A 25187-nucleotide genomic window follows, 5' to 3' on the forward strand; every position below is an offset into this window, starting at 1 on the left:
CCAAAACAAGAAACCACATTTTTGCATTTCCAGCTAAAAGAATAGCTGTTGCACCAAAATACCCAATAAGTTACTATAATGTTACTTAAAGTAAAATGACAATAAAGAGTCCGTCATGCATAAGGGCTCGTTCACTTTCATTTTTTTCGTTAACGAAATATTTATTGTTAGACAATTTTTTTATAGTGAAGGAGAAGCTAATGGTTCTGATTGAAAAGGGAAAATGGGTTTGGTTATTAATGTTAGGATTGGTCCTATGTAGTAACTTCGCTATATACAACACAAACGTGGGCAATGGTATATTACCAGATGATACCAATGAAGTCGTTTTAGGCTCGCTATTAGATTTAGTGATTCTGCTTCCTATACTTTTTATGCTCTATCAGCGGAAATTCACGATAAAGATGGCGGTACTTCTTACAGCAATGGGGTGTATTTTAGCGAGATTTTTGATACCCTATGATTTCTTGGAACCATTCGTGGCAGTCACTTGGGCAGGAATTGCTATTGAAGCAGCTTTAATCGTTTTCGAAGTTTTACTGATCTTTATGTTTGTACGTTATGTACCCCAAATTGTCAGGACCGTTTCATCTAGTAAATTGCCTGTCATTTTTTCTTTTCCACACGCTGTTAATTTGTATGTGAAGAAAAATCCAATTATTCATATGATTTGCTCAGAAGCTCTCATGTCTTATTATGCATTTTTCAGTTGGAAAAAGACTCCGCCTCCTGGCATGACTATTTATAAAAATTCTAGTTACATGGCTTTTCAAATTATGATGATTCATGCAATTGTTATTGAAACGTTAGGGATTCACTTGTGGATTCATGGAAAATCGACGACCCTCTCTCTAATTTTGTTAGTCCTTAATATTTACTCTGTCGTTTATTTTCTGGCGAATATTCAAGCAATCAGATTAAATCCAATTTATATGAATGACCGGACGCTATTTATATCTTTAGGATTGGTAAAACGTGCCGAAATTCAGTTCGATAACATTGAATCCATTATTGTGGACCTTGAAATCTTAAAGAAGAAAATACCGAAAGACACAATCGATTTTATCGTTCGCGATTTTGCTAAGGTTGACCCGGATATGATTATCCACTTAAAAAAATCAATAAAAGTTACTCTGTTCATGGGAATTCAAAAAGAATGTACTAAAATCGCCATTCGTTCTGATTCCCCATCGGAACTCAAGCATGCCATTTTAGAGAGAATAAATAATAGGCTGTGTAAAAGGTAAAGGTTAATTAAAATAGATAATAGAAAAAAGCACCAAGCAGGTGCTTTTTTCGTTATCATTTCCCTTTCGAAGGTTCACCGTGACTATAGTTTAATAATTCCACATTGGAAGCGGCTAAATTTTTCTCATCCAGGTCTTTGTTAAACTGGAGGGGTGAAACACCAAATGTAATGGTATCCGTGCCTAATTGTCCCCTTTTATTTCCATCGTAAGTTTTAACAGTAAATTTTATTATATAAGGATGGCTTAATTCCCTTCCTTTTTCCGATTGTTTTATTTCCACAACATCATAATTTTTATCCCACCAATTATATTGAAACGTCACTGAATCCTTTTTATAAAAATCGGTTACTGCTTGTTTCATTTCATCAGAAAACTGGTCTAATATAAAATGGTCCATAACTTGTTCCATACCTTTTGAATCGTGCTTATGCTGTTTCTCAGCACTAATGGAAACGTTATCGAGACTCATGGAAGCCAGCAAAATTGCTAAAAACAACAACTTTTTCATCGATTTCCACCTTTCTAATTTTTAATATTATTTGTAAATGGGCAAATGTTATTCAATTATCTGGTGCTACAGGGCTAGCATATGGAGGAATAGGTTTTTTGCCGGGCAAAAGTTGTGTTGAATATATTCAGTGGATTCCCACTTTCAGAGAAAAACCTATGTATTGATACCATGGACAGCTACAATAATAAAAATAACAGTTGGTTTAAATAGTCGGGCATGTTAGGTCAAGAGGAATCCAACACAAGACAGCGAATCAGAATCTTCATTCATTTATTGATAGTATGGAGGGTAAGTTCCCTCATCATCATAAGCGGTTAAAGATTTTCGTTCTACTTCATAAGAAAAGGACCAGAATCCCTTTTCTTTTCCTTTGTTCCACCTCTCAGTAAACGTAATGAGATATTTTTCTTTTCCAATTCCTTTCGCAGATGTTTCTCTCTCAACATGATAACCGTGAATCATTTCATCCACCTTGCCGACATATTTAGGGAAAACCTCAGTAAAAGTCCCCTCTCCATCAGTGGCAAATTCAACAGCATCTTCCGTTGAAAATGGAGGTAAAGGTTCTGATATTATTTGAAAATACACACATAGCAAACCACATGCTAAGGGAGGGAAAAGCAAGAACAGCTTTGTAGTCTGTTGAGCCTTATCTCTAACATATAGCCATCTATCAATAAAAGCATAGAATAAAGCAGCAACCATTCCGGCTATTGCTAATGACGTTTCCTGAAAAAACAATCCATTCAATAAACCAAAAAGACCATGAAGCAAAATGTAAAGCCATGTATGTTTTATAAACCATCTTCTTTGCAGATATTCTATGACTACTGAAACCAGGGTGCCATAAATCAAGACAATTGCACCTACATACATACTATATAAAAATACCCATCTTAAAAATTCCCCTCCTAAATTATAGGTCGTTCCCTCCTTCATTCCATCAGCCATGTACAAATAAACGAAGATAAAGGAAGTAACCGCTGTCGTGACATAAGTGACAGTTATTTTCCTCTTTATCAAACTTTCAACATCCATTTTATCCGTCCCTTTCATAAGAAAAAGCTGCCTTATAGACAGCTCCGATCTTCAGCTAACGCAACCATTAGCTTCGTAGTCATTTCTCCCAAAGCTCGATCAGCCGGCCTTCAGGATCTTCAATCCAAACAAACTTTCCATATTCACTAATCTCTTCTTTCTTGGCAAGAGGTACACCTATTTGTTCAAGATGCTTAATTGTCTCGCTTAGATTATCTACCTGGAAATTTAACATCACTTGTTGTTCTGTTGGAAAATAACGGTCATCCTCGGTAAAGAAAGAAAAGATGGTCTCATTTCCTGCTTGGGGCTTTATTACCGTCCCATTCCAATTGTCTATTTCAAGCTTCAACACTTCACTGTACCATTTTTTTACTGACTCTAGATTTTTAGTTCTCCAAAATATTCCGCCAAAACCTTTTATCATCGTAACTAGCTCCCATCTGTCATTAAAATTTTGGATGTAAATCAAGTTCTTTTGTCCCCTGAATTATATATAGAAACTTTTACTTTTTTATCCCTTGATTGCCTTAATTAATTCATCCAGCTTCTCGTTCTTTTCTTGATCTAATTTTACCTTTTCATTCATGAACTTAATGACCTTACTCACAAAATAAATGGCAAAACCAGTAAGCACCAAAGAAATCACGATAGGGATCAAAGTTAAAAGGATATATACACGATGCGGAACAAACAATGTGCTGCCACCCAATATCTCATCCTCCTTTAATAAACGATACCATTATTATACAATGACTTCATTTTATAAAAAAGGGCAGCTCCGAGGCTCTCTTGGGAGATAGCTCGGAAATTCAAGTAAAGAAGAAAAATCAAACGTATGAAACGGAAATCTATTATACTTCTATTAAGGAGTGAGATGAGCATAGACAATATATGATTGATTGGGTGAAAGGCCATCTATAGATGATTGTTCAATCATTTGTCAAATCTATCAATAAAGACGAGGAGTGGGGCGGCATGACTATTGCCAGAAAAATCGAGGTTGAACAATTGAAACATGCGAAGAGTGAGTTGTTTAATAAAGACGTACTCCACATTTTGAATGGTCAGGCTATGTATGAAGATTTCAAGGAAAGTAATTTAATGGGGAATTCTGATTACGTTCCATTCAATGAAGCGATGTGTGTTAACGCGACGACTCCGCAGGTTTTCGATCAATCGTTCATAAAAACACGGGCAGCAGGGCATCATGAGTCGGTGAAAAATTATATGGGAAAGGTTATCGAGCCATTAAACGGCCTCTTTCATAACGAGTACACCTTTATCGTTTTATGGTTTGGTGAAGACATGTTTTGCCAAATGAACCTCCTCACCCTCCTTTCCTATTTTGAACAGTCAGGATATGCCGGCAAAGTATTGTTAAACAGCTTCAGGGAGGATGAGTTTAAAGTAAGCCAAGCTGAACTCACTTTAGGAACCTATCAATCTGTCTATCAAGAAGTATTGGTGAATCATGAAAAACCAGCAAAAAAACTCACGCCGATCATGGACCAGGCAATCGACCTATATTTGGATATGCTCAAAGCAAATAATGCCGTGGTGACGTACATTTCCAAAAACAAACACTTACCGACATCCGAATTAGTTAATCGGTTATTCGAACGGTTTCCATCAATTGGATATGGAGATTCACAATATATCGAGCTTATCCATGAAGTGAGATCATAACGCTATGTCAAAAATACGATGAAAAATAAAAACGCAAACCCAATAGCCATAAACACCTTCTTCTTATTTTCCTTGTTACAATAACTTTCGATGGCATCTATGATTGATCCAATTCCTAATAACAACCATATGAAATGTATATTAAAATCAGTCGTGAATGACAAAATCAAAACCAAGCCTATCGCTGTCGCCATTACATACCTGATCTGGACAAATGGTTTCGTACTTTCACTTTCCCTATTTTCAAAGAACAATCCGAAGACTTCTTTCAATTTGTTCGACATATAATCCTCCCTTGAAATTCTGCCTTTCTTTAACGTTAAAACCCGCTACTTGATTAGTTAAAAATATAAGGGATATGTAAACAATAAAAGTACAACTAAAGTTACAATCACTCTAATCGCTGTCCATTTTTTACTGATTCCCGCTTTTTTCTCTAAGTAGCTGATATAGCCAATCGTTAAAATGAAGCCAAAAAAGATGATGATATACCCGCTAGAATCACCTTTAGCAAGATATCTTAATGCAGCTAAAGCAATGAGCATAGGACCGATAGTCCCCAAAATCATATTCACATATCGACCTTGTTTATTTCTTTCCATACCCTCACTCCTCATGTTATTTCACGAAAAAAGCCTTCCGCTCATTAAGGGCTTTATATGAAAAGGATCAAGTCCGGTGTTATACCGAACTTAATCCTTAGGCTGCCGTTTATTTCTTTGGCAGGTCGAGGTTCGTGAATTGATCGACTGGTACGATATCTTCGTCCATGTCGAGCACTTTCAGGACAACCCGGTCTCCCGCTTTCGTCAAGACGATATCGGAGAGTGCGTTGATGCTGGGGTCGACCGAGAATCTTTTCCCATTTCCCTCCACAAGCAGATAGTAGACGTAGCCGTTTGCAAGATTAGCATCGTTGATCCTGGCTACCTTACCCTTGATTTCTTTCATTTCGAATCCTTTTTGCGGGGTGACGCCACTGACCTTGCCTAAAGAGGCGATCAGTTTTTTATAGTTCCGGAAAGCTTCGTCCTTCGTTTTCCCGAAGACCACTTGGGGATTATCGCTATTGGCATAAACGATGGCCACGCCTTGGAACTTACTGCCCTTCGTTACCGGAATGACATATGTTGGTGCACCGTATATCGTATAGAAAACGCCATTGGTGGCTTTCCAGCCTGGATATTTGGACAAAAACTCACTGGCATTGGCGTTGGATTTCGCTTCCTTTCCAGTCAGAACCGAGGTGACTCCCTTGTAGTAGGTCATCTCGCCGGTCTTGGCGTTGAAAACACCATAGCCTACGAGGGTTTTTGAATTCCCTTTTGATTTGGCCCTGGTAAAGTCAACGACATAAATCAATTCGCCCTTTTCATTGAACGTAACCTGCATATTATCTTCATTGGGGATCAAGACATCCTTCTTTGCGCCAATTAAAGATTGGTTCTTCCAGCCGTGAACATATTTTCCCCAGTACGTCCAATATTCCAACGCCGTTTCCAAGGTGTATGTCCGATCTACCCATTTCGGTTCTTTTCCTAACGGATAGTATTTCGTGCCGCCGGTTTTCGGATCGACCAATACCACTCCGTCCACGACGGAGCCGCTGCGGTATTTCAAATGATGCCCGACAGAGGCTACAAAGAAGGGCTTGCCAGCTTCGTCCGGCTCCAAATAGGAATCATAGATGATTTTATCCGGATGTGCCCCCCGGATCGTCCTTTCCAGATCATGTTCAAGGTACTGTGAGGGAGCATAGAGCATTTTTCCTTTTATCGTGCTTGCCCCTTTATCCGTCGAAACCGCAGAAACCAGGTTAAACCCTGGCGTGTAATCCGCTTTCCCTGCTTTAAAAAACCCGTCCATTTCGATCGGCGAGGTATACGTCAAGTCACCATTTATATTGGTCAGTCTATAATCGCCTTCCGTGAAATATGAGGCATTTTCTATTTTGTTAATCGCGGCATCACCTTTTGCATCTGCCATTTTCACTGTGACGAGCGGCATCGTTTTTATATCCTGCACTTCTTCGAGCTCACCCTTTTTATCGACCTTCGCCAAACCGTGGAGGTCTTCAGCTACAGTGAGCGGGTAAAACAGCATGATGACCCAAGCCATGATCAAGATGCCCCCGATCAAGCTGTTTAAATGAACATTCCAAGGAGTCTTGGCTGGTTTATTTCCTTCGTTTCTCCTTCGATTACTGCGGGATGTTGAAACCTCCTTGACAGTGTATATGTACATTCCCGAATCAATGATGAGGATGAGACCAAGAATGAAGGCAAAGGCCGAAAAGCATGCGGCTGCCGTAAGGTCCAATAATATAATATCGAATATGAAAAATAATAGGAATGCAGAAAGCAGCCATCTCATCGCTTGTTCGATGAAAAAGCCCTTTTCTTTTTTTGCGGTTGCCTGCATCCACCTTTGCGGAATCAACGAAAGCCCCAATAGAGCAAAGGGCAATTTCAGGAGCATCCCTTTTAGTATGAAGACGATAAGTGAAAGTATCATGGTTTTAAAAATCTCTCCTTGTCATGTATGTTCCTTTTTACCCATATTATCACTTTCCCTCAACTTATTTACTAGTTTTATAATATTTTGGAATCTTGCATTTTTATTTTCCCTGGATGCTGCTACTTTTCGTTAGGGAAGGTTTATATAAAAGGTGGATAAGAAAGGGGCGAAACCGGATGATTTATGAAGAAACCTACCACCACCTATTAAGAAATGCATCTTCCACTGAATTCGATACGTGCTTGTACGCCTTGCTTCATAGTGATTGGGATGGGGTGATTCAGAGTCCGCTCCATAGGATGGCACGCGGTGTCGGAACAACAGAAAAGTACTTAAGGCAGATCATCAGGGAATTCACCGCCCCTCAAGGATCTCTTCCAAAGGTTTTCGTGCCCGTCCATCAAGATGGGGAACTTCTATATAAGTTCAATCTGGGACCTGCGAGTATCCTTGGGTTTAATAAGAAGACTGATCGTTATTGCAAGAAGTACCGTTTCTTTTATAGCGATGCTTTCAAAGGCTTAAGCATTCTTGGGAAACGGCTGCTGTTGATGGCCGCTTTCCGGATGTCCGTTTCGAAGTCGGAAGAGGTGATGTTCGATTATAGCGAAATCGTTCCTGATGGCCGCTCACTCTTCACAAGGAAACGTTTAGTGAATGCCATTGATGCAGTCCATGATGCTCTGGGTTATATGGTGACGATTACGTTTGCAAGCCGGACTTTTTCAAAGAAAGAAGTTCTTGTATTCACATTCAACGAAGGCATATTGGAGCAGTATATGGAAAATCGGGCGGAACGGACTTTGCTGCGAAAAACGATTTTCAACTCTGGCTTTCTTGGGCATATCAGTGATTCTGTATGCATGGAGCTGGAACGGGTCGGCAAGTATATTTACCGCTCCTTTCTGCAGGAAGCGACATCATCGAGTATTTCCACCGACATCCAACAGGAGCTGCAAAAGCTAGCCCGATTCGTCTATTCGCATTCTTTAAAGAAATTCGCCTATGCCCTTCCTGCCAATAAGCATTTACTTCTGGCACCAAAACAAGCATCTGCCTATTTAAGTAAGGTCATTTACAACGAAACCTTGGAACAAATGGCCAAGTATGCCCACCAGGCAGCGTCAATCAAGAGCTTGCTTGATCGCGAACATTTTCATAGGGACATCTCCGAAAAAGCTCTCGGCCGCAACGTGAAGGATTGGGAAGTGGCAGCACATATCGAACCGATTCTTCAAAAGCACCACCAAGCAGATTTCATCCGCCGCGTGTTGAACGACTGGTGCGAGAAATGGCTGATTTCCCGTGTAAAGAAAGTGCCCGAATCCGAGGGAAAACGGAAAGTGCCGAACGATGATGGGCAGACCGCTTCGGAATATATGACAAGCATTAGAAACGATACGTTTGGCGAATTGGACAAGCTAATGGCAAAAATTCGCAAGTACGGCAGTCATGCCATTGCCCCGGCAGCCCGAAATGCGGCACTCGCACATAAAAAGAACTCGCTCCAAGCTTTTTTCACGATACAAAAAGAGCGTCTGGCTCCTGCTTCCATACCGAACTATTAACGAGATTCGCAGATATAATAGCGATTTTCGTCGATATATTCTTTTTTTCGTCGATATATCCTGATTTTCGTCGATATTACGGCCAGATTCGTCGATATATCCTAATTTATCAAAAGAGATGATACTTTCGTCTCTTTTTTTTGCCTGCTTTGCGGTATGTGAATTGCGGATGCATTCCGTGAATGGCAGCGGTGCGCTTGTGGAATGGGGATGGTTCACTGTGGGTTGAGTCAATCGATCCGTTCTTTGCCTGGACGGCTTGTGGATTGTAAGCTCAGGTCCATGGCTGTCCATGAAGGCATGCTTCAAAACGTGTGATGGCAACGGTTTTGATGATCGGTTTATCCAAGGGTCTAAAGAACGGGGCTATACAAAGGTACTTAAAAAGGGCTTTATCATCAGTATGAATAAGGAGATGAAGGAAAGCAAAAAGGCCACCATTAAAATGGATGGCCTCAGTTTGTAGACAAAAGGTTACGAGATTTGGGCTCTTCGAGCCACTATGTTAAGCCGTTTTAGGACCTTGCCATGTCCAAGTGGCCATCTTCTTTACATTCATGGCAGCGAAAGTAAGCATCGCCTGCATCGACAATTTTTTAAGTCCCCTTAAAGTAGTCCAACGCATACCATGCTTTTCTTTTGCATCTGCGAATACACGCTCAATCGTTTCTTTGCGTTTCGCATATATAGGTTTTACCTCTTGATGATGACGCAGATGATCTGCTTCTTCCACATATGCTTGCCAGATATGCCGTGTCACTACTTTTTGATGGTCTTTGCTTTCCGTACACCGTGATAAAAATGAGCATGTTGCACAAATTTGTTTGGGCGATTTGTACTCGCGATAGCCCTCTTTATTTGTTGTTGAGTACTTTAAAGTTTCTCCCGAAGGGCAAAGGTAACAATCAAAGTGTTCATCGTAAACATAGTCATGTTTGCGAAAGAATCCTTCTTTTGTACGAGGACGTGTATAGGGTAAAGCAGGTGTGATTTCTTTGTTAAATAGGTAGCTTGTAATCGCTGGTGTTTTATAAGCTGCATCTGCGGCAACTGCTTCTGGTTTTCCAACTTTCTCAATCACTTGCTCAACAAGTGGCTCCAAAATATGACTGTCATGTGTATTACCAGGTGTTACAATCGTTCCCAATACAAAACCGTTGCCGTCTGCGGCCGCATGGAATGAATAGGCAAACTGTTTTGTTCGTTCATCTTTCACATAGTAGCCACTCTCAGGATCCGTAGTACTTTCTTTAATTGCTTTGGTTTCTTCCTTATCAAATTTATCTGGTGGAAAAGGCTTCTTTCCATGGTTTTCACGATCTTGATTGATTTCTTCTTGAAGACGTCCTTGATACGCTCGTGTTTCTTTACGAACGATTTTCTTTTCAAATTTCCGTTTATTCGCACTGGCTTTCACATGTGTGGAATCCACGAAAACGTGTTCTACACTTATTAACTTTTTATTAGCAGCTGTCATTAAAATGCGACAGAAAATCTGTTCAAACAGGTCTGTATCTTTAAAGCGTCGCTCATAATTTTTTCCGAACGTAGAGAAATGAGGTACTTTATCATGGAAACCATAGCCTAAGAACCAACGGTAAGCCATATTGGTTTCAACTTCTTCAATCGTTTTACGCATGGAACGAATACCGAAGGTATATTGAATGAAAGTCAGTTTAACTAAAATAACTGGATCAATACTTGGGCGTCCTACCTCTGAGTACATATCTTTCACCAAGTCATAAATGAAAGTGAAGTCAATGGCAGCCTCCATTTTACGAACCAAATGGTTCGGTGGCACCAGTTGATCTAAAGTAATCATTTCAAGTTGATCTCGCTGAATAGAATCATGTTTAGAAAGCATCCTCATCACCTCAAGTTTTAATCCTTCAATTTTAAAACAAAAATGACTCCAGTCAAAAGTGTTCTATCTAAAAGGTAAGACAAAGTTGATTGGAGCGGGTGTTCGAGACTCCTGCGGGAAAAGCGCGTCTAGGGGAGACCCCGCAGGCAAAGCCGAGGAGGCTCCCCGACCGCCCGCGGAAAGCGAGTGCCTGGAGTGGAAATCAACGTCTAAATTGTACAGGCCATAAAAATAGACAAACTCGATTTTCATCGAGTTTGTCTACAGTCTGAGGCCACCATTAAAATGGATGGCCTTCTTCCCTTTATGGGATCAATAATATTTTCCCCGTACTTTTCCGGCTTTCCAGCAGTCTATGTGCATCAGCGCCTTTTTCCAATGAAAAAAGAGTCGGTTGGTCAACAAGGATTTTCCCGGACATGATCCATTCAAACAACTGTGCCGTTCTTCTTTTCCTCTCTTCATGGGTAGTCAACACGTTCCAAAGGTCTCCTCCTATTAAGGCTTTGGAGGTGTCCATCAGCATTCTCGGGTCGATTTTCTCGGGATCACCGCCTGCCATTCCAAAGAAAACGACCGTTCCTCCGGTCTTCGTCGCCTCGAAACTATTCATCAAGGTCTGCCCGACGGACTCGTACACGACATCCACGCCGATGTTATCCGTTACGTCCTTAATGGAGTTCACCCAGTCCGATTCGTACAGGAATACATGGGCGGCACCCGCTTGTTTGGCGACAGCCGCTTTTTCATCGGATGATGTCAATCCAATGACCTGCCCGCCCTTCATCCTGATCATCTGCGTCAATAATTGGCCGACCCCGCCTGCAGCCGCATGAACCAAAACGGTTTCCCCCTGTTTAACCGGATGGCTGTCATCGGTTAAATATTGGGCTGTCAATCCTTGCAGTAGAACAGAAGCTGCCGTTTCGAAGGAAATGCCATCAGGCAGCGGCAGCAGTTTGTCGGCTGTAACGGAAACCAGCTCTGCATTCGCATGGGGAACATCAGCAAAGCCGACGCGATCGCCAACCTGAAGATGATGAACATCCTCCCCGACATATTCGATGACACCCGCGCCTTCATAACCTAAAATAAAGGGAGGTTCACCCACCAAATGGTAATTCCCTTTCCTTCTATATACATCGGCAAAATTCAAGCCGATTGCTTTCATTCGAACGATTACTGCCGAACTGGTACGTTCCGGTTCCTCCATTTCCCTAACGGAAAGAACTTCCGGTCCGCCAAAGTTATCAAAAACAAGTGCTTTCATCAACCTATCTCCCTTCAAAGGTTCTTCATTCTTTAAGATATAGGATGCATTCTTCAATGGCAAGAACGATGATAGCGATTTCGCCCTTTCCCCTGGCATGCTCACCGATTTCCTAGATTATCGGGACATATCCATCACTTTTTATAGTTCCTTGTATGTTCGACTATGATATTCACGTCAATCTTGTCAATTGATTCAAGTGAGAGTTCTTTAAGCTCGTGTATATCCCAGTCATCGTTACTGAAGCGATACGCTTTTTCGGCTAAATTATATGGATCCGTGTTCATCTCCAGTCCTTTTTTGAATGTATTCTTCACCTCTTCCTTCACTTGATGCTCTAGGATTTTTTTCACTTTTCCCACAGATACATGTTTGTAATTTTCTTCTATGGTCATCGGCACATCCACCGTGATCCGGTATCTGGGAAATGAGCCACTTACGACATCGATATGAAAGCTCGGTTGCGTTACTTGAACGGACACTTTATTAGCTCCCGAAGAAAGATAAAGTTTCTTAACATCACGATTAACCCAATTTAAACCCTTAAGTTCCTCACTGTTCATCCACCCTTTTATTTGTTTATTCGTTAGGAAAAAACCTCCGTTTATATCTACGATTTTCTTCGGTTTTTTCCCTTCCTTCCAGGTTTTTTCGTTTACATGCAAGGTAGGGATCAAAATCGTGCCAAATGGCTCCTTATATCTCTGAATCAAATTCTGGTAGGTAATAACGGGAATGAAGGAGTTATTAGCCAATACTTCCTTAGGATCGAAAACTAACGTATAGATAGGCGATTTATTGAAAAATCCGTTTACGGTCATTGCTTGCCTGAGATTTTCCTTTACACCGAATATCCAGGTATTGTACCTGATCAGCTCAGTACGACCTGCATAATCCAAAAATTCACCAAGGTGTTTCTCCAATATCGAGGGGGTAATGTAAATGGAGCTAATTTGTCCAAAAAATAAAGGGCTAAATGAAGCTTTTTGGATATCATCAAACGCTTCATCGATGGTCTCGCCCGTTCCCTTTCCCAATAAAACGGGAGGTGCCTCAGGCAAAAGGGCATTTCCCTCTTGCTTGGCTATATTCGCAAAGCTTAAAGCTTGAAAAAAAATGATATATTTCCCTTCTTGGAAATCTATTCCCAGTGCTGCAATATACACTTGGTCTTGTATCTCTTTTATCCCCCAACATCCAGATAAGGGTGCTACGAATAAACACAATGCAATTATCATGATTTTCCTCATCATATCTACTCCTTTTTCCGATCTGAATCAGTAGGGGAATAGGCTTGAAAACGGGTTTTAATATATTTGTACGGTATTTTCAAGATCGTTTTAAGTAAATCTCCTCGATTTAGCTCCTTTAAGGAGCTTAAATATGGATGTCCGAAGCTTTCCAATCTGGCCAAGGCAATGAAGATAGTAAACAATCCTATAAAAAATCCGAAAATCCCGAGTATCGATGAGAGCAATAATATGTAAAACCGGATCAGTAATACATTTCCCGACAAGCTTTGATTCACTAAGGTATAACTGGAAATAACGGTAATGGCCCCGACCACGAGGGTGGATGGAGAAGTCAGGCCGGCCCGAATGGCTGCATCCCCGATGATCAACCCGCCCAACACGGCGACGGTTTGCCCAACGGATTTAGGTAAGCGAACCCCTGCTTCCTTAAACAGCTCGAAGAAAACCAGCATGATGAATAATTCTATGGGCCCCGCGATAGGCAATCCATTCCTGGAGATAGAAACCGTTGCCATCAAGGGAAATGGCAGGTAATCAAATTGATATGAGGTAAGCGCTGTCCAGAAGCCCGGTAGGAAAAGGGTAGTAAGCAAGGCTAAGATCCTTAATATCCGCTCAGTGCTCACGTACCAAAAACTCGCTTGATTATCCTCAGGTGATTTCAGGAGATAGGTTAGATTGACCGGTGCGATTAAGCAACTTGGACTCCCATCCACTAAAATCGCAAATCGGCCCTGATTAAGTGATTGAACGACATGATCAGGTCTTCCGGTATAGTCGATCAAAGGAAATAGAGAGAATCTTTGATCATATAGAAGCTCCTCTATTTGATAACTGCTTGAAACGAGATCAACTTGTATGGAACGTAGCTTGGATTGAATGTTGCTCAAAACATCCGGATTGATTACATCCTCCATGTAAAGAAGGGTCACATCCGTATTGCTTCGTGTCCCCATCGTCATGCTCTGGGTCACTAATGCTGTCGTTTTCAAGCGTTGCCGAATAAGTGCCATGTTTATTTCGCTGCTTTCTACAAATCCATCCCGGGGCCCTCTAATCGAAACTTCCATATTTGATTCATCGACGGCTCTCTGGGGCATTTTGGCTACATTAATGGAAAACATCTTCTCTGTTCGACAAACAAATAAAAGAAGTTGACCGGAAAAAAGGTTCGATGCTAGATCTTCCTTTATACGTGGAGATCGGTTGATTTCACTAACGTCCAGTAACTGATGAAGGTTTTCCAGTTCAAGCAATTTCCCTTCCTTTAAAAGTCCACTCACGGCTGGTAATACGAAGTCATATATTAATAAGCTATCGACCATTCCACTAGCGTAAATCAGTAATACCTCTTGGCTCATCACATCCTCATAGTCAAAAGCCTTGCAATTGATTTGAACGTCAGCATGTGCTTCGAAATGTTGATACAATCCTTCTTTTGTCAGCAAGATATGAGGGGCAGGTTCATTTGCCATATGATAAGTTTCACCTACTTTTTAGTTTTACTAGAAGAAGACTTACAACGAGAAATGTAAGTAACAATATGCTCAATAGCGGATAGTAGATATTATATAGGAAAGAAAAAAACTGATCGGATTGCCAATTAATGAGGACGCCTATCCCCAATAGGCTATATATGATGAGTAATAACCATTTTTTCCTTCCGATCCCGTTGATTTCGTTAGCTATGATTACCAACAAACTGACCCGAATCAAAGAACCGGCCGACCATTGGAAAATGGAAATGTAATCCACACGGGTAATATACCTCCCGATCGTTAAAAGTTTCCACTCTTCATAGGCTGGATTGTTCATCATTGAAGCTTCTTCCGGTCCAAACTCAGCTATGGCTGCAGCCAGGGGACCTAATGTCAGTAACAATAAGAAAAATATTGTTAGCATTATCCCCTTAAACGAAAAAGGACGCTTTGTATCCCCTTGGAGAAGTAGCAGATATAGACTTTCACCAAACGCTGCACACAGATAGATTATTCCTTTCAATGAAGGTTTAATCCCTTGCTCAAATACTGGAAATAACAAGGAATAATCTTTCTTTGGCGTATTGGTGACTCCTATAAAAATGCCAAACAAACAGACTAACAGAAAAAGAAGCGGGCCTAGGTAGGCGATCGATTTCACTCCTTTAAACGAAGCATAACAACACATAAGCGTGAAGGAGACGACGATCACGTAATTAGGCACCTCGGATGCATAATTATCTTTAGTCCAAAATAATGTATATTTCATGGTGACAAACGCTTCGGAGAACATGATCAGTCCCAAAATGGCAGCTGAAATTTTCACTAATGGCGGTGAATAGTGATTATGTAAAAATGTCAATAAAGATTCTCGTTTAAGTGAGCGGGAGATATAATAAAGGATGATTCCTATGAGAACGATAGGGATTATACTCCACAGGACACTGACCCAGGCGTCCCTCCCGGCTGCCATTAGAATATTCGGTAAGATCAATACATGTAACATGAAGCCCGTCGACATGATCATCAGTATATAGGCATGGGCAGATTTAAGATTTACGTTTGTCATAAGCATCCTCAAGAGTTTTTATTTATTTTGCGTTTTTATTATGATCCTATACTCATAAAAACGTACGAGGAAAGAAAAATACCGCCATGCCTGAGGTTAGGCAAAAGCGGTAAAGAGATGATCCAATCAATCGGTATGGTTGCCAGGTCCGTTCTTACGTTTATTCCCCGCATATTCCTTACCATGTGCTTCCTGTTCAGCAATGATGCCTTCTTCTGGAATATGGTTATTTTTTTTCGGTGCATTGACGCGGTTACGATGTTTTTTTCCCATGATGCAGCTCCCCCTCGACTTCCTTTTGATTAATCTTGTACGTACTCTCGTTAGCATGTCCGATAACCATCAAAAATACCTCTAAAAAAGGGACTTCATAATAAAGGAAAACCCTTCGCAGGAACCGAATATGTTTAGCATAACGACATTTTGGAGGGGTCATATGTTTCCGGTACTGAACACACAAAGGTTGCGGTTACGGGAGATTCATGAAGGCGACGCTGAAGCTCTTTTCCGGTTTTTATCGAATGACGAGGTCACTCGTTTCTATGGTCAAGATTCATTGCTCAATGTCCAGGAGGCGAAGGATATCGTGGCTGCGTTTGCGAAGGGATACCTTGAAAACCGGTGCATCCGTTGGGGGATTGAGCGAAATGATACGAACGAATTGATCGGGACGATCGGTTTTCATGCATATAGCCCGCAATACAGACGGACTGAAATCGGCTATGAAATCGATCCAGCCCATTGGCGCATGGGATTTGCCTCGGAAGCGCTTAAGGAAATCATTGCGTACGGGTTCAATAATCTAGCTTTGACTCGCATCGGCGCGGTCGTTTTCCTGGAAAATCAACCATCATGCGAATTATTGGTAAAGCACGGCTTCATCCAGGAAGGTATTTTAAGGAGCTATATTTATCAATACGGCATACCTCATGATACATATGTCTTTTCCTTGCTGAAGTCATGAGTCCCCGTCCAGTGCCAATGGGGACTTTTTTCATTCCGTTTTCACCGGAAACCTTCCGATTCAGCTCACTATAAGATGGTCCTTCAATGCTTGCTGCAGCGTCAACTTTGTCTCTGCTTTATCTTCAAAATCCACCCCTGCACGAACCATCTTGATAACCACTCCGGGGCGCAATCCAGTCACGACGGTTTTACAGCCCATCATGGCCGTCCCATCAAGGATATTCAATAGGCGGTTCATGATTTCAACATCCATCTCGCTGATACCGGATAAGTCCAAAATCAAGGTCTGTAACCTTAAATTGCTTATTTCCATCAGCACTTTTTCCTCGATTATCCCGATGCGTGAATCATCGATTGTACCGATTAACGGAAGGACACAGGTGGTGGGGGTAACAGGAATGATCGGGACGGATAGGTTTTTCACCAGGTTTTGCTGCGCCAGGATCAACTTGTCTTTGTAATCGGAATAACTGACGAAAAAGGATTTTAGAAATACATCGACCTTTTCATTCACTTCCTTTTCCAACTCAAAGAAGGTGTACGAATCGCTTACGAGATCTTTGGTATGCTCGTACTTATAAAAGAAGGTCCAAAGCGTCCTCCTGATGGCCTGGATCCATTCCAGCTTGAATGAAAGCGTCAAGGAGTGGGTTGCCCACGTTTCCCCTTCTTGTTCTGCAAAGATAATCAAATCGGCTTCATTCTGCTCCACGATGTAGCGGATGAGCTTATGGGCATTATTCAAAAGGTCAACATTACCCACCATCAAGATTTCCTCGATTTTCTCCCTGACATTTACCGCTTCGGATAAAAGATAGTCTTCAAAATCATTTTTGTTCTGTAAAAGGAATTCCATTATTTCTTCTTCCTCATAAACAAAACTCACGATTCTCCACTCCCTTTTGTTGATACTTTCAAATGTGATTTTTGTTACTGTCTACATTCTCTATTGGTCGGGTTTTTTCCTGCCCATTATCTTCAGGTCATATTTACTCTCGCGGGAAAATATCCTTAATAGTCGATGAAAATATCAAATGTGTCGACGATTTTCCATATTTAATCGCCTCATCAACAAACCCTTCCAGTGTTTCCATGGAATATGTACTGATTTTAACCAGATAACTATATTGACCGGCTAACCGGTGACATTCCTGTACATCCGGATGCCTCAAGCTAAAATCATAAAAATCCTTACACCGATCCGTTTCAAACAAAACGAACGCAGTCAAGCCCCTATCAAGCTTTTCAAGGGCTATTTCCGTTTTATATCCCTTGATTACGCCGCTTTCCTCCATTTTAATTACTCGCTCTTTAGTGGCTGGGGCGGTTAAAGAAACCCTCTGGGCCAGCTCCTTCATTGCCATGCGCCCGTTCGATTCGAGCAAGGAGAGTATTTTTTTATCCGTTCGATCCAAGTCAATCACCATCACTTTTCATTATTAAGTGGAATCCTTCAAATCCATTATAAAATAAAGAGAAAAGGAATGAATGCATAATGAATCATATGTAATCAGGAATATACTTTTTATATAATAAATACAACTATTTTGTATGGGGGTTGTTGCTATGAAAAAAGTATTACTGCTGTTATCGAACGGATTCGAAGCGGTTGAAGCGAGTGTATTTACGGATGTATTGGGCTGGAATAAATTAGAGGGCGACGGCTCCACCGATCTTGTTACCGTAGGTCTGCATGAGCAATTATCATGCACCTGGAACTTCATCGTGAAGCCCGAATTGACCATCGATCAAGTGAACCTTGATGACTTCGATGCTTTAGCCATTCCGGGGGGATTTGAAGAAGCCGGCTTTTATGATGATGCCTATGATCCAAAGTTTCTTGATGTCATTACAGACTTTCATGATAAAAAGAAAATCATTGCATCGATTTGTGTTGGCGCACTCCCATTAGGAAAAAGCGGGATTTTGAAAGGGAGGAAAGCGACTACCTACAATCATCCAACCAGTATCAGACAGGAGCAGCTCAAGGGATTCGGGGCGCTTGTCGTCAATGAACCGATTGTCGTCACGGATAACATCATCACCTCCTATAATCCTTCCACGGCATTCGAGGTTGCTTTCACGCTTTTGGAAATGCTCACCACCAAAGAAAACTGTCATCATGTGAAGGAATTGATGGGTTTCCATTAAGGCTGTCCTACCCGAACAAGGTTCCGGATCATCCGGCACCTTGTTCGGATAAATGAGGTTCGACAGACGATCCACGTTACGACCTTCCTGATTATTCCTCCGTATTTTCCCCCATGGCTTCCTCAAGGTTTTTGAGGTACACGTCAGAAATCCCGTTCATGCCTTCCATTACTTGTGCTTTTGTATATTCCATACTGCCAACCAGTTTGTTCTGCTTCTTATCATCATTCTCTTCCGTATGCTTGGAATTTGAGTCAGTCACATTTTTCACCTCCACCATTTAGGATGGCTTTTCCAGGTGGAAATATGCAGGAAAGGCGGCGGTGACGGGCGCGCTATCCGATAAGTGAAAAATGGCCATTAAGTAGATGATCCAACCCAAATAGAAGGATATATCCATTCTAATTTACAGGAAAAAATATATTATGAAGATTTTTTTAAAAAAATAAGCTGTTTTCATCGAGCGAAAGGGATATACTATAGGATAGCTTTTATTACATTTTTAAAGGATTACCTTTAACACTTTGTGTAATATTTTACAAGTTTTTCTAACCAAATCAACAAAATGCTTATTGCAAAGGAGAATTGGATATGTCAGAAACGATTACCCAATCACAGTCTGAACAATTAAATGCACGTCAAGATGTACTGGATCAGTTATTAAAGCCCGAGGTTCAGGAGTCACTCAATACTTTAGTCGATCAGCTTCCAAAACTGACTGAATTAGTGAATATTTTAACAAAGTCTTATGATTTCGCTCAATCGGTGGCAACGGATGATGTCCTGAAAAACGATACCGTCAGTGCCATTTCGGAAATCGCGACACCTGTGGTCGATTCCGTGAAAGGTCTTGCGGCCACCGCAATCGAAGCGAAGGATCGCGCAGAAGCAAATCATGATGTAATCGGTCTTTTTGGCCTATTGAGAATGATGAAAGACCCTGAGGCACAAAAGCTTTTCCGTTTCGCGCAAGCGTTCCTGGAAGTCTCATCAGAACGTAAAAACCAAAAATAATGTCTAAAACTTTCAATCAATAAGGACGGGGATTAACTATGTCAAAACAAATCGTCATCTTAGGTGCCGGATACGCTGGATTACTATCTGCGTTGTCCGTACGTGAATATTACAAGAAGGATCAAGTGCAGGTTACCGTGGTGAACCAATTTCCAACCCACCAAATCATCACTGAATTGCACCGTCTTGCCGGCGGTTCGATTTCCGAGCAAGCTGTTTCGATTCCTTTGGAAAAACTTTTCAAAGGAAAAGATATCGACCTTGCCATTGCAAAGGTGGAGTCTTTCTCCGTTGATAAAAAAGAAGTGAAGCTTTCCAACGGCTCCACTTTATCCTATGATGCCCTTGTCGTGGCACTAGGAAGCCAAACAGGATTCTTCGGCATTCCAGGTCTTGAAGAAAACAGCATGGTCTTGAAATCGGTGAAAGATGCCAACCAAATTTACAAGCATATCGAAGATCGCATTCGTGAATATGCCCAAACGAAAAATGAAGCCGATGCGACCATCGTAATTGGCGGCGGCGGCTTGACTGGCGTCGAGCTGATTGGTGAAATCGTCGATCATTTCCCTAAAATCGCCAAGAAATTCGGCGTGGACTTCAAGGATTTGAAAGTCAAGCTTGTTGAAGCTGGCCCAAAAATCCTTCCTGTGCTGCCTGATCCGCTGATCGACCGGGCCATGTCTTCCTTGGAAGCGCGCGGCGTCGAGTTCTTGACAGGTCTGCCTGTAACGGGTGTCAAAGGCAACCAAATCGAACTGAAGGATGGACAAACGATCACGGCCAATACGCTTGTTTGGACAGGCGGGGTTGCGGCTCTTCCTATCGTCGGCGAATCAGGTCTTGAAGTCGATCGCGGCAAAGCAGCCGTTAATGAATACCTGCAATCGACGTCACATAAGGACGTATTCGTTGTCGGTGACAGCGCCCTTGCTTTCCCTCCAGAAGGCGGACGTCCATACGCGCCAACTGCACAAAACGCATGGCAAATGGGTGAGCTTGTCGGGTATAACCTCTATGCAGCCTTCGAAGGCAAGAAGCTTGAAGTATTCGCACCTGTAAATTCAGGTACGCTTGCGAGCCTTGGCCGTAAGGATGCCGTGGCAACCGTCGGAGCCAATAACACCTCCCTGAAAGGCCTGCCGGCCACTTTGATGAAGGAAGCGAGTAATATCCGCTACTTATCACACATCAAAGCACTATATAGCTTAGCCTATTAAACCAGAGCTGTCGTGCCGCATCCGCGGTACACGCCCTTTATTTCCGATTCTGGGGATAAAGGGCTTTTTTTTTACGATCAAAAAGACAGGTCCCTGCCAAGAGGACCCGCCTGTTTTTTCACTCGATATTACTATGCTTGGAATAAGTCGAGTGGTGGCTTATGGATTGGGACACTGAATAGTCCAGGCATATGGCATCACACAAAACATGTACGCATTGATCAAACAAGGAGCTTAGCGGCTGGACGCTTTCCGTTTCATGACTCAAGCGGTTTTTCGTAGCAGCCGGGACCACCAAAACCTCATCCGAAACGTTCGCTAATTCGGATTGGTCATTTGTCGTGATGGTGAACACCTTGCAGCCTATTTCCCTGCCTTTCACGGCTGCCGAAACCACACTTTTCGTCGTGCCGCTCCCACTGATGGCTATGAACAGGTCGCCTTTCGCGATCGAAGGCGTGATCGTCTCCCCGACCACATATACGTTCAAGCCAAGATGCATCAAACGCATCGCGAAGGCTTTAGCCATGTAGCCCGATCTTCCCTCCCCCATGATGAATATCCTCTGCTTCGGCTGTAAACTCTTTACAAGCAAGTCGGTTGCATCTTCATCCATATTGCGAAATACTCCGTTCACTTCTGTTAAAATAATGGCGATTTCCTTTTTCAAACCTGCTTCACGTCCTTCTCCATATTCATCGCTTCCTTGAATCGTCTTGCAGCGTCCGCTGGGTGCTTCGCTTTTGTAATGGCCGAGCCGATGATCATGACATCGAGCCGGTTGGCGATCATGGCCGGCAACGATGATAGTGTGATTCCTCCCGCTGCTGCCCTCATCGATCCGGCGTGATTTCTCATGTCGATCAAGGTATGCCCCCCATTCTCCTGGCTATCCTTGCTTACATGCTCACAAAAGATCGCCTGATCGTATTTCTGTAATTGTTCAAGCCGGGAATCGGACACATTCAATAAATCAATCATGATTTTCCCCTTATACTCACGCGCTTTTTCCAGGCAGGTTTGGATGGTAACATCCGATGCCACCCCCATCACCGTTGCTATATCGGCGCCGTTCTGAAAGCAAAGATCCATTTCGTACGCCGCATTATCGATCGTCTTCATGTCTGCAACGATTTTTTTATCAGGAAAGCTCTCACTCATTTCTTTGATGCTACCGATGCCGAACTCTTTAATCAAGGAAGTCCCCACTTCAATCCAGTCTATCGACGACTCCACGGTACGGACCAATTCCAGTGCTTGCTCCCTATTCATCCTGTCCAATGCCAGCTGTATCATCAAGACGTAACCACCTCCACGGATTTGGCTGCCGTAACCACTGGCTTTTTGACCATCAAGGTCAGTACGGCGGAGATCAATAAAGATCCGGCCATGAACACATACGATGCCCCTGGCCCGCCAGTCAAGCCGTTTAAATATCCGACGAAATAGGCACCTACGAATGAGCCCAGCGCACCCATACTGTTGATCAAAGCCATTGCCCCGCCAGCGACATTCCTTGGAAGGATTTCAGGAATGATGGCAAAGAACGGACCGTACGGGGCATACATCGCCCCTCCGGCAATGACCAATAATGCGTAGGAAAGCCAGAAATTCGTGGTTCCGATCATGAAGGAGCCGAAGAATGCAAGGGCCCCGACGAGCAGCGCTGCCCATACGAATGTTTTCCGATTTAACGTCTTATCCGAAAAGTAGGATAGCGCCAGCATCGCGATGACCGCCAACAAGTAAGGTCCCGATGAAAGCCAGCCGGTCGCGACAATATCCAGATTGGATGCCTGCTTAATGATGGACGGGAGCCACATGACGAAGCCATATACCCCGATGCTCCACATGAAATATTGGATGCTGAGTATGACGACCTGCCTTGACTTGAACGCCTCCCGATAATTTTTCACCGGTTTTAAAGCGGCCTGTTCTGCTTGCAGGACGGCTTCCATATCGTTTTTTTCCTGTGCGGTAAGCCACTTGGCATCTTTAGGACGATCATTGACCACCTTATACCAGATGAATGCCCAAAGCACTGCCGGCAATCCTTCGATGATGAACAGCCATCTCCAGTCGAATGCCTTCAATAGGTAGCCGGAAAGGATTGACATCCATAAGACGGTAACGGGGTTCCCAAGGATCAAAAACGTATTGGCCCGGGAACGTTCCTCTTTTAAGAACCAGTGGCTGAGGAACACGAGCATCGCAGGCATAACAGCGCTTTCAACGACCCCGAGCAAGAAACGGATCGGATAAAGCCAGCCGACGCTTGTCGCCAAGCCCGTCAAGGTGGCCAGTCCTCCCCAGAGGATCAGGCTCCAGAAAATCAGCTTCTTCGCGCTTTTCTTTTCAGCATAATGTGCACCTGGAACTTGAAAGAAGAAATAACCAAGGAAAAACAGCGCGGCCAAAAAGGATGATACACCAGCCGTGATGTTAAGGTCCTCCCCCATCCCGCCCGCTACGCCAAACCCATAATTCGCCCGATCAAGATAAGCCAGGCTGTAGGTGATGAACACCAACGGGATCAATCTCATCCACCTTTTTCGCGAAGCTACCTGCAATTGAGAGGTTTTCATGATTGAAGCACTCCTTTTTTCATAAAGTGTTCCAGCTCTGCCCGATCCGGAAGACCCTCATGATCTCCGGATGACATCACCGCTTTCGCTCCTATCGCATTTCCCCGTACCACCGCTTCTTCATACGATCGTCCTTCCAATAAAGCGCTTATCACCCCAACGGCAAAACCGTCTCCTGCTCCTACCGTATCCTTGACCTCCGTGACGGCAAATCCCGCTACATCCTTCCTTTCCTTTTCGGTCGCCAAATAGGCACCCTCTTCGCCCAGCTTGATCACCACCAGCTTAACCCCTTGATCGAGATAATAACTGGCGATATCCTCCTTCCTGCTATAGCCTGTTAGGATTTCGCCTTCCTTCATTCCCGGAAGGAGCCAATCCGCTTTTTTGGCAAACCTATTGACGACCTCGATCATCTCCCGTTCTGTCGGCCACAAGGTCGGCCGGAGATTCGGATCGAATGATACGGTCACACCCTTTTGTTTCAAATCATTCAACACTTGCCAGGACAACTCCCTGAAACTAGCGGAAATTGCAGGCGGTATCCCGGTCAAGTGCAAGTGCTGGATCTTCGGAAGCTGCTCCAGCGGAAAATCCTCCAAGGAAATCTTGCTCGCGCTTGAATTCCTCCTGTAGTATTCAACGACCGGATCGCCCTTCTCCACTTTCGATTTCAGCTGGAATCCTGTTGGATGATGCGGGTCGGTTAAGACATGGGAGACATCCACGCCTTCGCTTGTTAGCGTTTTCAAAATCATCCGACCGAATGAATCATCCCCGACCTTGCTCATCCATGCCGTTTTGATGCCTAACCTTGACAGGCCAATCGCTACATTGGTTTCGGCCCCTGCCACATAGCGCTTGTAACGCATGCAATCATCGAGGCTGCCCGGATCATCGGCAATGAACATCGCCATTGCCTCTCCCATCGTCAGTACACTAAGCTCGTTCATGGCTGACCTCCCGTTCCATTTTCATGAGTGAAATATACGTCGCTGCATTTTCCAATGTGACCGGGAATTCAATCGCTACCGGACAAGCTCCCTTGAAATTTCCCAACAGCTCCATTACCTCAGGCAGCAGCGGCATCGATACTGGCTCGGTCACCCACCCATCATGAACCCGCTTCACCTGCTTCAAATGGATATAAACCACATATCCTGCCAACTCTCGTGCCGCCATCATCGGCTCCTCATCTGTATACAGCCAGTTGCCCGTATCAAACGTCATTTCAATCGGCCTATCCAATGTTTTGCATCGGCTCAGGAAATGAGTGATTGTCTGTACATTACCCCCGCCAGGCGTTTGATCGTTCTCGATGGTGATCGCCAATCCATCATTAGGCGGATTTTCCGTCAGTACCTCACTTACGTAACTCATATTTGTTTCCTTCTCATGGTAGGAGCCTAGAGGCATCTTTAGCAAATCAGCTCCCAGTTCTTGCGCTTCCCATGTCCGTTGCTTGAATCCTTGTTCATTCAGTTGGTGATCGGGTCCGAACAGGAATTCAGGAGCAGAATAATAAACGGCCAAGTTAAGCTCTTTGCATAAGGCACCCAATTTTTCCAGCTTATCATCTTGCGTTAAAAGCTCTTTTCTTATTTCGATTCCATCAGCTCCAGCGGCTGCTAAACGTTTTATGATTTCAAGATGACCGAGCGTTTGGAGCCTTTCAGTCGGTATTGAGTTCATGCATACAAACACTTTCATATTCATCCTCCTGTTCTTCGGAATGGTATCGGTA

Annotated in this window: 27 protein-coding genes and 1 pseudogene; 7 read left to right on the plus strand and 21 right to left on the minus strand. The window is 43.0% G+C overall.

Going from position 1 to position 25187, the window contains the following annotated elements:
* Positions 1 to 200 precede the first annotated feature (200 nt).
* Positions 201 to 1247, plus strand: a complete 1047-nt coding sequence (locus MHI53_RS20960) for a hypothetical protein (RefSeq protein WP_061141016.1) — start codon at positions 201 to 203, stop codon at positions 1245 to 1247.
* A 55-nt stretch (positions 1248 to 1302) separates the two neighbouring features.
* On the opposite strand, the gene MHI53_RS20965 is transcribed toward MHI53_RS20960, so the two are convergent.
* The 4 genes from MHI53_RS20965 to MHI53_RS20980 all read right to left on the minus strand — a co-directional run bounded on the left by MHI53_RS20965 (position 1303) and on the right by MHI53_RS20980 (position 3511).
* Positions 1303 to 1758, minus strand: coding sequence for a DUF3888 domain-containing protein (locus MHI53_RS20965; RefSeq protein WP_061141017.1), 456 nt, complete (start codon positions 1756 to 1758; stop codon positions 1303 to 1305).
* Between the two features lie 273 nt (positions 1759 to 2031).
* Positions 2032 to 2817: a hypothetical protein gene (locus MHI53_RS20970; RefSeq protein ID WP_340372193.1), complete on the minus strand. Its 786-nt coding sequence runs from the start codon at positions 2815 to 2817 to the stop codon at positions 2032 to 2034.
* Positions 2818 to 2878: 61 nt separating this feature from the next.
* On the minus strand, positions 2879 to 3226 hold the full coding sequence (locus MHI53_RS20975; protein WP_100531918.1) for a VOC family protein: 348 nt from the start codon (positions 3224 to 3226) through the stop codon (positions 2879 to 2881).
* Positions 3227 to 3313: 87 nt separating this feature from the next.
* Entirely contained in the window at positions 3314 to 3511 is a 198-nt protein-coding gene (locus MHI53_RS20980) for a hypothetical protein (RefSeq protein ID WP_340372194.1), read from the minus strand.
* A 215-nt stretch (positions 3512 to 3726) separates the two neighbouring features.
* On the opposite strand from MHI53_RS20980, the pseudogene MHI53_RS20985 reads away from it, so the two are divergent.
* Positions 3727 to 4488, plus strand: a pseudogene (locus MHI53_RS20985) (AraC family transcriptional regulator); the annotation flags it as partial.
* A gap of 2 nt (positions 4489 to 4490) precedes the next feature.
* Here the strand turns inward: MHI53_RS20985 and MHI53_RS20990 are convergent.
* The 3 genes from MHI53_RS20990 to MHI53_RS21000 all read right to left on the minus strand — a co-directional run bounded on the left by MHI53_RS20990 (position 4491) and on the right by MHI53_RS21000 (position 7002).
* Entirely contained in the window at positions 4491 to 4772 is a 282-nt protein-coding gene (locus MHI53_RS20990; protein ID WP_061141021.1) for a hypothetical protein, read from the minus strand.
* A gap of 57 nt (positions 4773 to 4829) precedes the next feature.
* On the minus strand, positions 4830 to 5090 hold the full coding sequence (locus tag MHI53_RS20995; protein ID WP_061141022.1) for a hypothetical protein: 261 nt from the start codon (positions 5088 to 5090) through the stop codon (positions 4830 to 4832).
* A gap of 109 nt (positions 5091 to 5199) precedes the next feature.
* Complete coding sequence (locus tag MHI53_RS21000) at positions 5200 to 7002, minus strand: hypothetical protein (RefSeq protein WP_340372195.1); 1803 nt, start codon at positions 7000 to 7002, stop codon at positions 5200 to 5202.
* A gap of 179 nt (positions 7003 to 7181) precedes the next feature.
* Between MHI53_RS21000 and MHI53_RS21005 the strand changes: the two genes are divergently transcribed.
* Positions 7182 to 8573, plus strand: coding sequence for a hypothetical protein (locus MHI53_RS21005; RefSeq protein ID WP_340372196.1), 1392 nt, complete (start codon positions 7182 to 7184; stop codon positions 8571 to 8573).
* Between the two features lie 505 nt (positions 8574 to 9078).
* Here MHI53_RS21005 and MHI53_RS21010 read toward each other — a convergent pair.
* The 6 genes from MHI53_RS21010 to MHI53_RS21035 all read right to left on the minus strand — a co-directional run bounded on the left by MHI53_RS21010 (position 9079) and on the right by MHI53_RS21035 (position 15780).
* Complete coding sequence (locus MHI53_RS21010) at positions 9079 to 10437, minus strand: IS1182 family transposase (protein ID WP_340371447.1); 1359 nt, start codon at positions 10435 to 10437, stop codon at positions 9079 to 9081.
* Positions 10438 to 10741: 304 nt separating this feature from the next.
* A complete protein-coding gene (locus MHI53_RS21015; RefSeq protein ID WP_340372197.1) occupies positions 10742 to 11707 on the minus strand; it encodes a quinone oxidoreductase in 966 nt (321 codons plus the stop codon).
* A 134-nt stretch (positions 11708 to 11841) separates the two neighbouring features.
* Positions 11842 to 12957: a Ger(x)C family spore germination protein gene (locus tag MHI53_RS21020; protein WP_061142798.1), complete on the minus strand. Its 1116-nt coding sequence runs from the start codon at positions 12955 to 12957 to the stop codon at positions 11842 to 11844.
* A gap of 5 nt (positions 12958 to 12962) precedes the next feature.
* Complete coding sequence (locus tag MHI53_RS21025; protein ID WP_061142797.1) at positions 12963 to 14435, minus strand: spore germination protein; 1473 nt, start codon at positions 14433 to 14435, stop codon at positions 12963 to 12965.
* Between the two features lie 10 nt (positions 14436 to 14445).
* A complete protein-coding gene (locus tag MHI53_RS21030) occupies positions 14446 to 15507 on the minus strand; it encodes a GerAB/ArcD/ProY family transporter (protein ID WP_061142796.1) in 1062 nt (353 codons plus the stop codon).
* Positions 15508 to 15633: 126 nt separating this feature from the next.
* Complete coding sequence (locus tag MHI53_RS21035; protein ID WP_185113095.1) at positions 15634 to 15780, minus strand: hypothetical protein; 147 nt, start codon at positions 15778 to 15780, stop codon at positions 15634 to 15636.
* A 163-nt stretch (positions 15781 to 15943) separates the two neighbouring features.
* Here MHI53_RS21035 and MHI53_RS21040 point away from each other — a divergent pair, with 163 nt between their 5' ends.
* Positions 15944 to 16471, plus strand: a complete 528-nt coding sequence (locus MHI53_RS21040) for a GNAT family protein (protein WP_061142795.1) — start codon at positions 15944 to 15946, stop codon at positions 16469 to 16471.
* 60 nt (positions 16472 to 16531) lie between these two features.
* On the opposite strand, the gene MHI53_RS21045 is transcribed toward MHI53_RS21040, so the two are convergent.
* Together MHI53_RS21045 and MHI53_RS21050 are read right to left on the minus strand one after the other, a co-directional pair.
* Positions 16532 to 17359, minus strand: a complete 828-nt coding sequence (locus MHI53_RS21045; protein WP_340372198.1) for an STAS domain-containing protein — start codon at positions 17357 to 17359, stop codon at positions 16532 to 16534.
* Positions 17360 to 17462: 103 nt separating this feature from the next.
* The gene (locus tag MHI53_RS21050) at positions 17463 to 17888 is read right to left on the minus strand and encodes an Lrp/AsnC family transcriptional regulator (RefSeq protein ID WP_340372199.1); all 426 of its coding nucleotides are present in this window, start codon (positions 17886 to 17888) and stop codon (positions 17463 to 17465) included.
* 151 nt (positions 17889 to 18039) lie between these two features.
* On the opposite strand from MHI53_RS21050, the gene MHI53_RS21055 reads away from it, so the two are divergent.
* Positions 18040 to 18624: a DJ-1/PfpI family protein gene (locus tag MHI53_RS21055; RefSeq protein WP_340372200.1), complete on the plus strand. Its 585-nt coding sequence runs from the start codon at positions 18040 to 18042 to the stop codon at positions 18622 to 18624.
* Positions 18625 to 18715: 91 nt separating this feature from the next.
* Here MHI53_RS21055 and MHI53_RS21060 read toward each other — a convergent pair whose 3' ends face one another.
* The gene (locus MHI53_RS21060; protein ID WP_340372201.1) at positions 18716 to 18886 is read right to left on the minus strand and encodes a hypothetical protein; all 171 of its coding nucleotides are present in this window, start codon (positions 18884 to 18886) and stop codon (positions 18716 to 18718) included.
* 329 nt (positions 18887 to 19215) lie between these two features.
* Here MHI53_RS21060 and MHI53_RS21065 point away from each other — a divergent pair, with 329 nt between their 5' ends.
* On the plus strand, positions 19216 to 19638 hold the full coding sequence (locus tag MHI53_RS21065; RefSeq protein ID WP_061142793.1) for a DUF1641 domain-containing protein: 423 nt from the start codon (positions 19216 to 19218) through the stop codon (positions 19636 to 19638).
* Between the two features lie 38 nt (positions 19639 to 19676).
* The gene (locus tag MHI53_RS21070) at positions 19677 to 20858 is read left to right on the plus strand and encodes an NAD(P)/FAD-dependent oxidoreductase (RefSeq protein ID WP_340372202.1); all 1182 of its coding nucleotides are present in this window, start codon (positions 19677 to 19679) and stop codon (positions 20856 to 20858) included.
* A gap of 118 nt (positions 20859 to 20976) precedes the next feature.
* On the opposite strand, the gene hxlB is transcribed toward MHI53_RS21070, so the two are convergent.
* From hxlB to MHI53_RS21095, 5 genes are read right to left on the minus strand one after another with little or no spacing between them, the layout of a single operon-like run.
* Positions 20977 to 21528: a 6-phospho-3-hexuloisomerase gene (gene hxlB, locus MHI53_RS21075; protein ID WP_340372203.1), complete on the minus strand. Its 552-nt coding sequence runs from the start codon at positions 21526 to 21528 to the stop codon at positions 20977 to 20979.
* Positions 21525 to 22154, minus strand: a complete 630-nt coding sequence (gene hxlA, locus MHI53_RS21080; RefSeq protein WP_340373715.1) for a 3-hexulose-6-phosphate synthase — start codon at positions 22152 to 22154, stop codon at positions 21525 to 21527. Before hxlA ends, hxlB begins: the two co-directional genes overlap by 4 nt.
* Positions 22154 to 23443 carry an MFS transporter gene (locus tag MHI53_RS21085; protein WP_340372204.1) on the minus strand — a complete coding sequence of 430 codons (1290 nt, stop codon included), beginning with the start codon at positions 23441 to 23443 and terminating at the stop codon, positions 22154 to 22156. Before MHI53_RS21085 ends, hxlA begins: the two co-directional genes overlap by 1 nt.
* Positions 23440 to 24396 (minus strand): sugar kinase, encoded by a 957-nt coding sequence (locus MHI53_RS21090; protein WP_340372205.1) that lies wholly within the window; start codon positions 24394 to 24396, stop codon positions 23440 to 23442. Before MHI53_RS21090 ends, MHI53_RS21085 begins: the two co-directional genes overlap by 4 nt.
* Positions 24383 to 25153 (minus strand): sugar phosphate isomerase/epimerase, encoded by a 771-nt coding sequence (locus tag MHI53_RS21095; RefSeq protein WP_340372206.1) that lies wholly within the window; start codon positions 25151 to 25153, stop codon positions 24383 to 24385. The genes MHI53_RS21090 and MHI53_RS21095 overlap by 14 nt, the downstream gene beginning before the upstream one ends.
* Between the last annotated feature and the right edge of the window lie 34 nt (positions 25154 to 25187).

Source organism: Peribacillus sp. FSL E2-0218 (assembly GCF_037992945.1).
In the GTDB taxonomy this organism is placed as follows: domain Bacteria; phylum Bacillota; class Bacilli; order Bacillales; family DSM-1321; genus Peribacillus; species Peribacillus simplex_B.

Bases quoted from the DNA above. Each gene is read 5' to 3' on its own strand.
- MHI53_RS20960 (WP_061141016.1), top strand. From the start codon at position 201: ATGGTTCTGATTGAAAAGGGAAAATGGGTTTGGTTATTAATGTTAGGA.
- MHI53_RS20965 (WP_061141017.1), bottom strand. From the start codon at position 1,758: ATGAAAAAGTTGTTGTTTTTAGCAATTTTGCTGGCTTCCATGAGTCTC.
- MHI53_RS20970 (WP_340372193.1), bottom strand. From the start codon at position 2,817: ATGAAAGGGACGGATAAAATGGATGTTGAAAGTTTGATAAAGAGGAAA.
- MHI53_RS20975 (WP_100531918.1), bottom strand. From the start codon at position 3,226: ATGATAAAAGGTTTTGGCGGAATATTTTGGAGAACTAAAAATCTAGAG.
- MHI53_RS20990 (WP_061141021.1), bottom strand. From the start codon at position 4,772: ATGTCGAACAAATTGAAAGAAGTCTTCGGATTGTTCTTTGAAAATAGG.
- MHI53_RS20995 (WP_061141022.1), bottom strand. From the start codon at position 5,090: ATGGAAAGAAATAAACAAGGTCGATATGTGAATATGATTTTGGGGACT.
- MHI53_RS21000 (WP_340372195.1), bottom strand. From the start codon at position 7,002: ATGATACTTTCACTTATCGTCTTCATACTAAAAGGGATGCTCCTGAAA.
- MHI53_RS21005 (WP_340372196.1), top strand. From the start codon at position 7,182: ATGATTTATGAAGAAACCTACCACCACCTATTAAGAAATGCATCTTCC.
- MHI53_RS21010 (WP_340371447.1), bottom strand. From the start codon at position 10,437: ATGCTTTCTAAACATGATTCTATTCAGCGAGATCAACTTGAAATGATT.
- MHI53_RS21015 (WP_340372197.1), bottom strand. From the start codon at position 11,707: ATGAAAGCACTTGTTTTTGATAACTTTGGCGGACCGGAAGTTCTTTCC.
- MHI53_RS21020 (WP_061142798.1), bottom strand. From the start codon at position 12,957: ATGAGGAAAATCATGATAATTGCATTGTGTTTATTCGTAGCACCCTTA.
- MHI53_RS21025 (WP_061142797.1), bottom strand. From the start codon at position 14,435: ATGGCAAATGAACCTGCCCCTCATATCTTGCTGACAAAAGAAGGATTG.
- MHI53_RS21030 (WP_061142796.1), bottom strand. From the start codon at position 15,507: ATGACAAACGTAAATCTTAAATCTGCCCATGCCTATATACTGATGATC.
- MHI53_RS21035 (WP_185113095.1), bottom strand. From the start codon at position 15,780: ATGGGAAAAAAACATCGTAACCGCGTCAATGCACCGAAAAAAAATAAC.
- MHI53_RS21040 (WP_061142795.1), top strand. From the start codon at position 15,944: ATGTTTCCGGTACTGAACACACAAAGGTTGCGGTTACGGGAGATTCAT.
- MHI53_RS21055 (WP_340372200.1), top strand. From the start codon at position 18,040: ATGAAAAAAGTATTACTGCTGTTATCGAACGGATTCGAAGCGGTTGAA.
- MHI53_RS21065 (WP_061142793.1), top strand. From the start codon at position 19,216: ATGTCAGAAACGATTACCCAATCACAGTCTGAACAATTAAATGCACGT.
- MHI53_RS21070 (WP_340372202.1), top strand. From the start codon at position 19,677: ATGTCAAAACAAATCGTCATCTTAGGTGCCGGATACGCTGGATTACTA.
- hxlA (WP_340373715.1), bottom strand. From the start codon at position 22,154: ATGATACAGCTGGCATTGGACAGGATGAATAGGGAGCAAGCACTGGAA.
- MHI53_RS21085 (WP_340372204.1), bottom strand. From the start codon at position 23,443: ATGAAAACCTCTCAATTGCAGGTAGCTTCGCGAAAAAGGTGGATGAGA.
- MHI53_RS21090 (WP_340372205.1), bottom strand. From the start codon at position 24,396: ATGAACGAGCTTAGTGTACTGACGATGGGAGAGGCAATGGCGATGTTC.
- MHI53_RS21095 (WP_340372206.1), bottom strand. From the start codon at position 25,153: ATGAAAGTGTTTGTATGCATGAACTCAATACCGACTGAAAGGCTCCAA.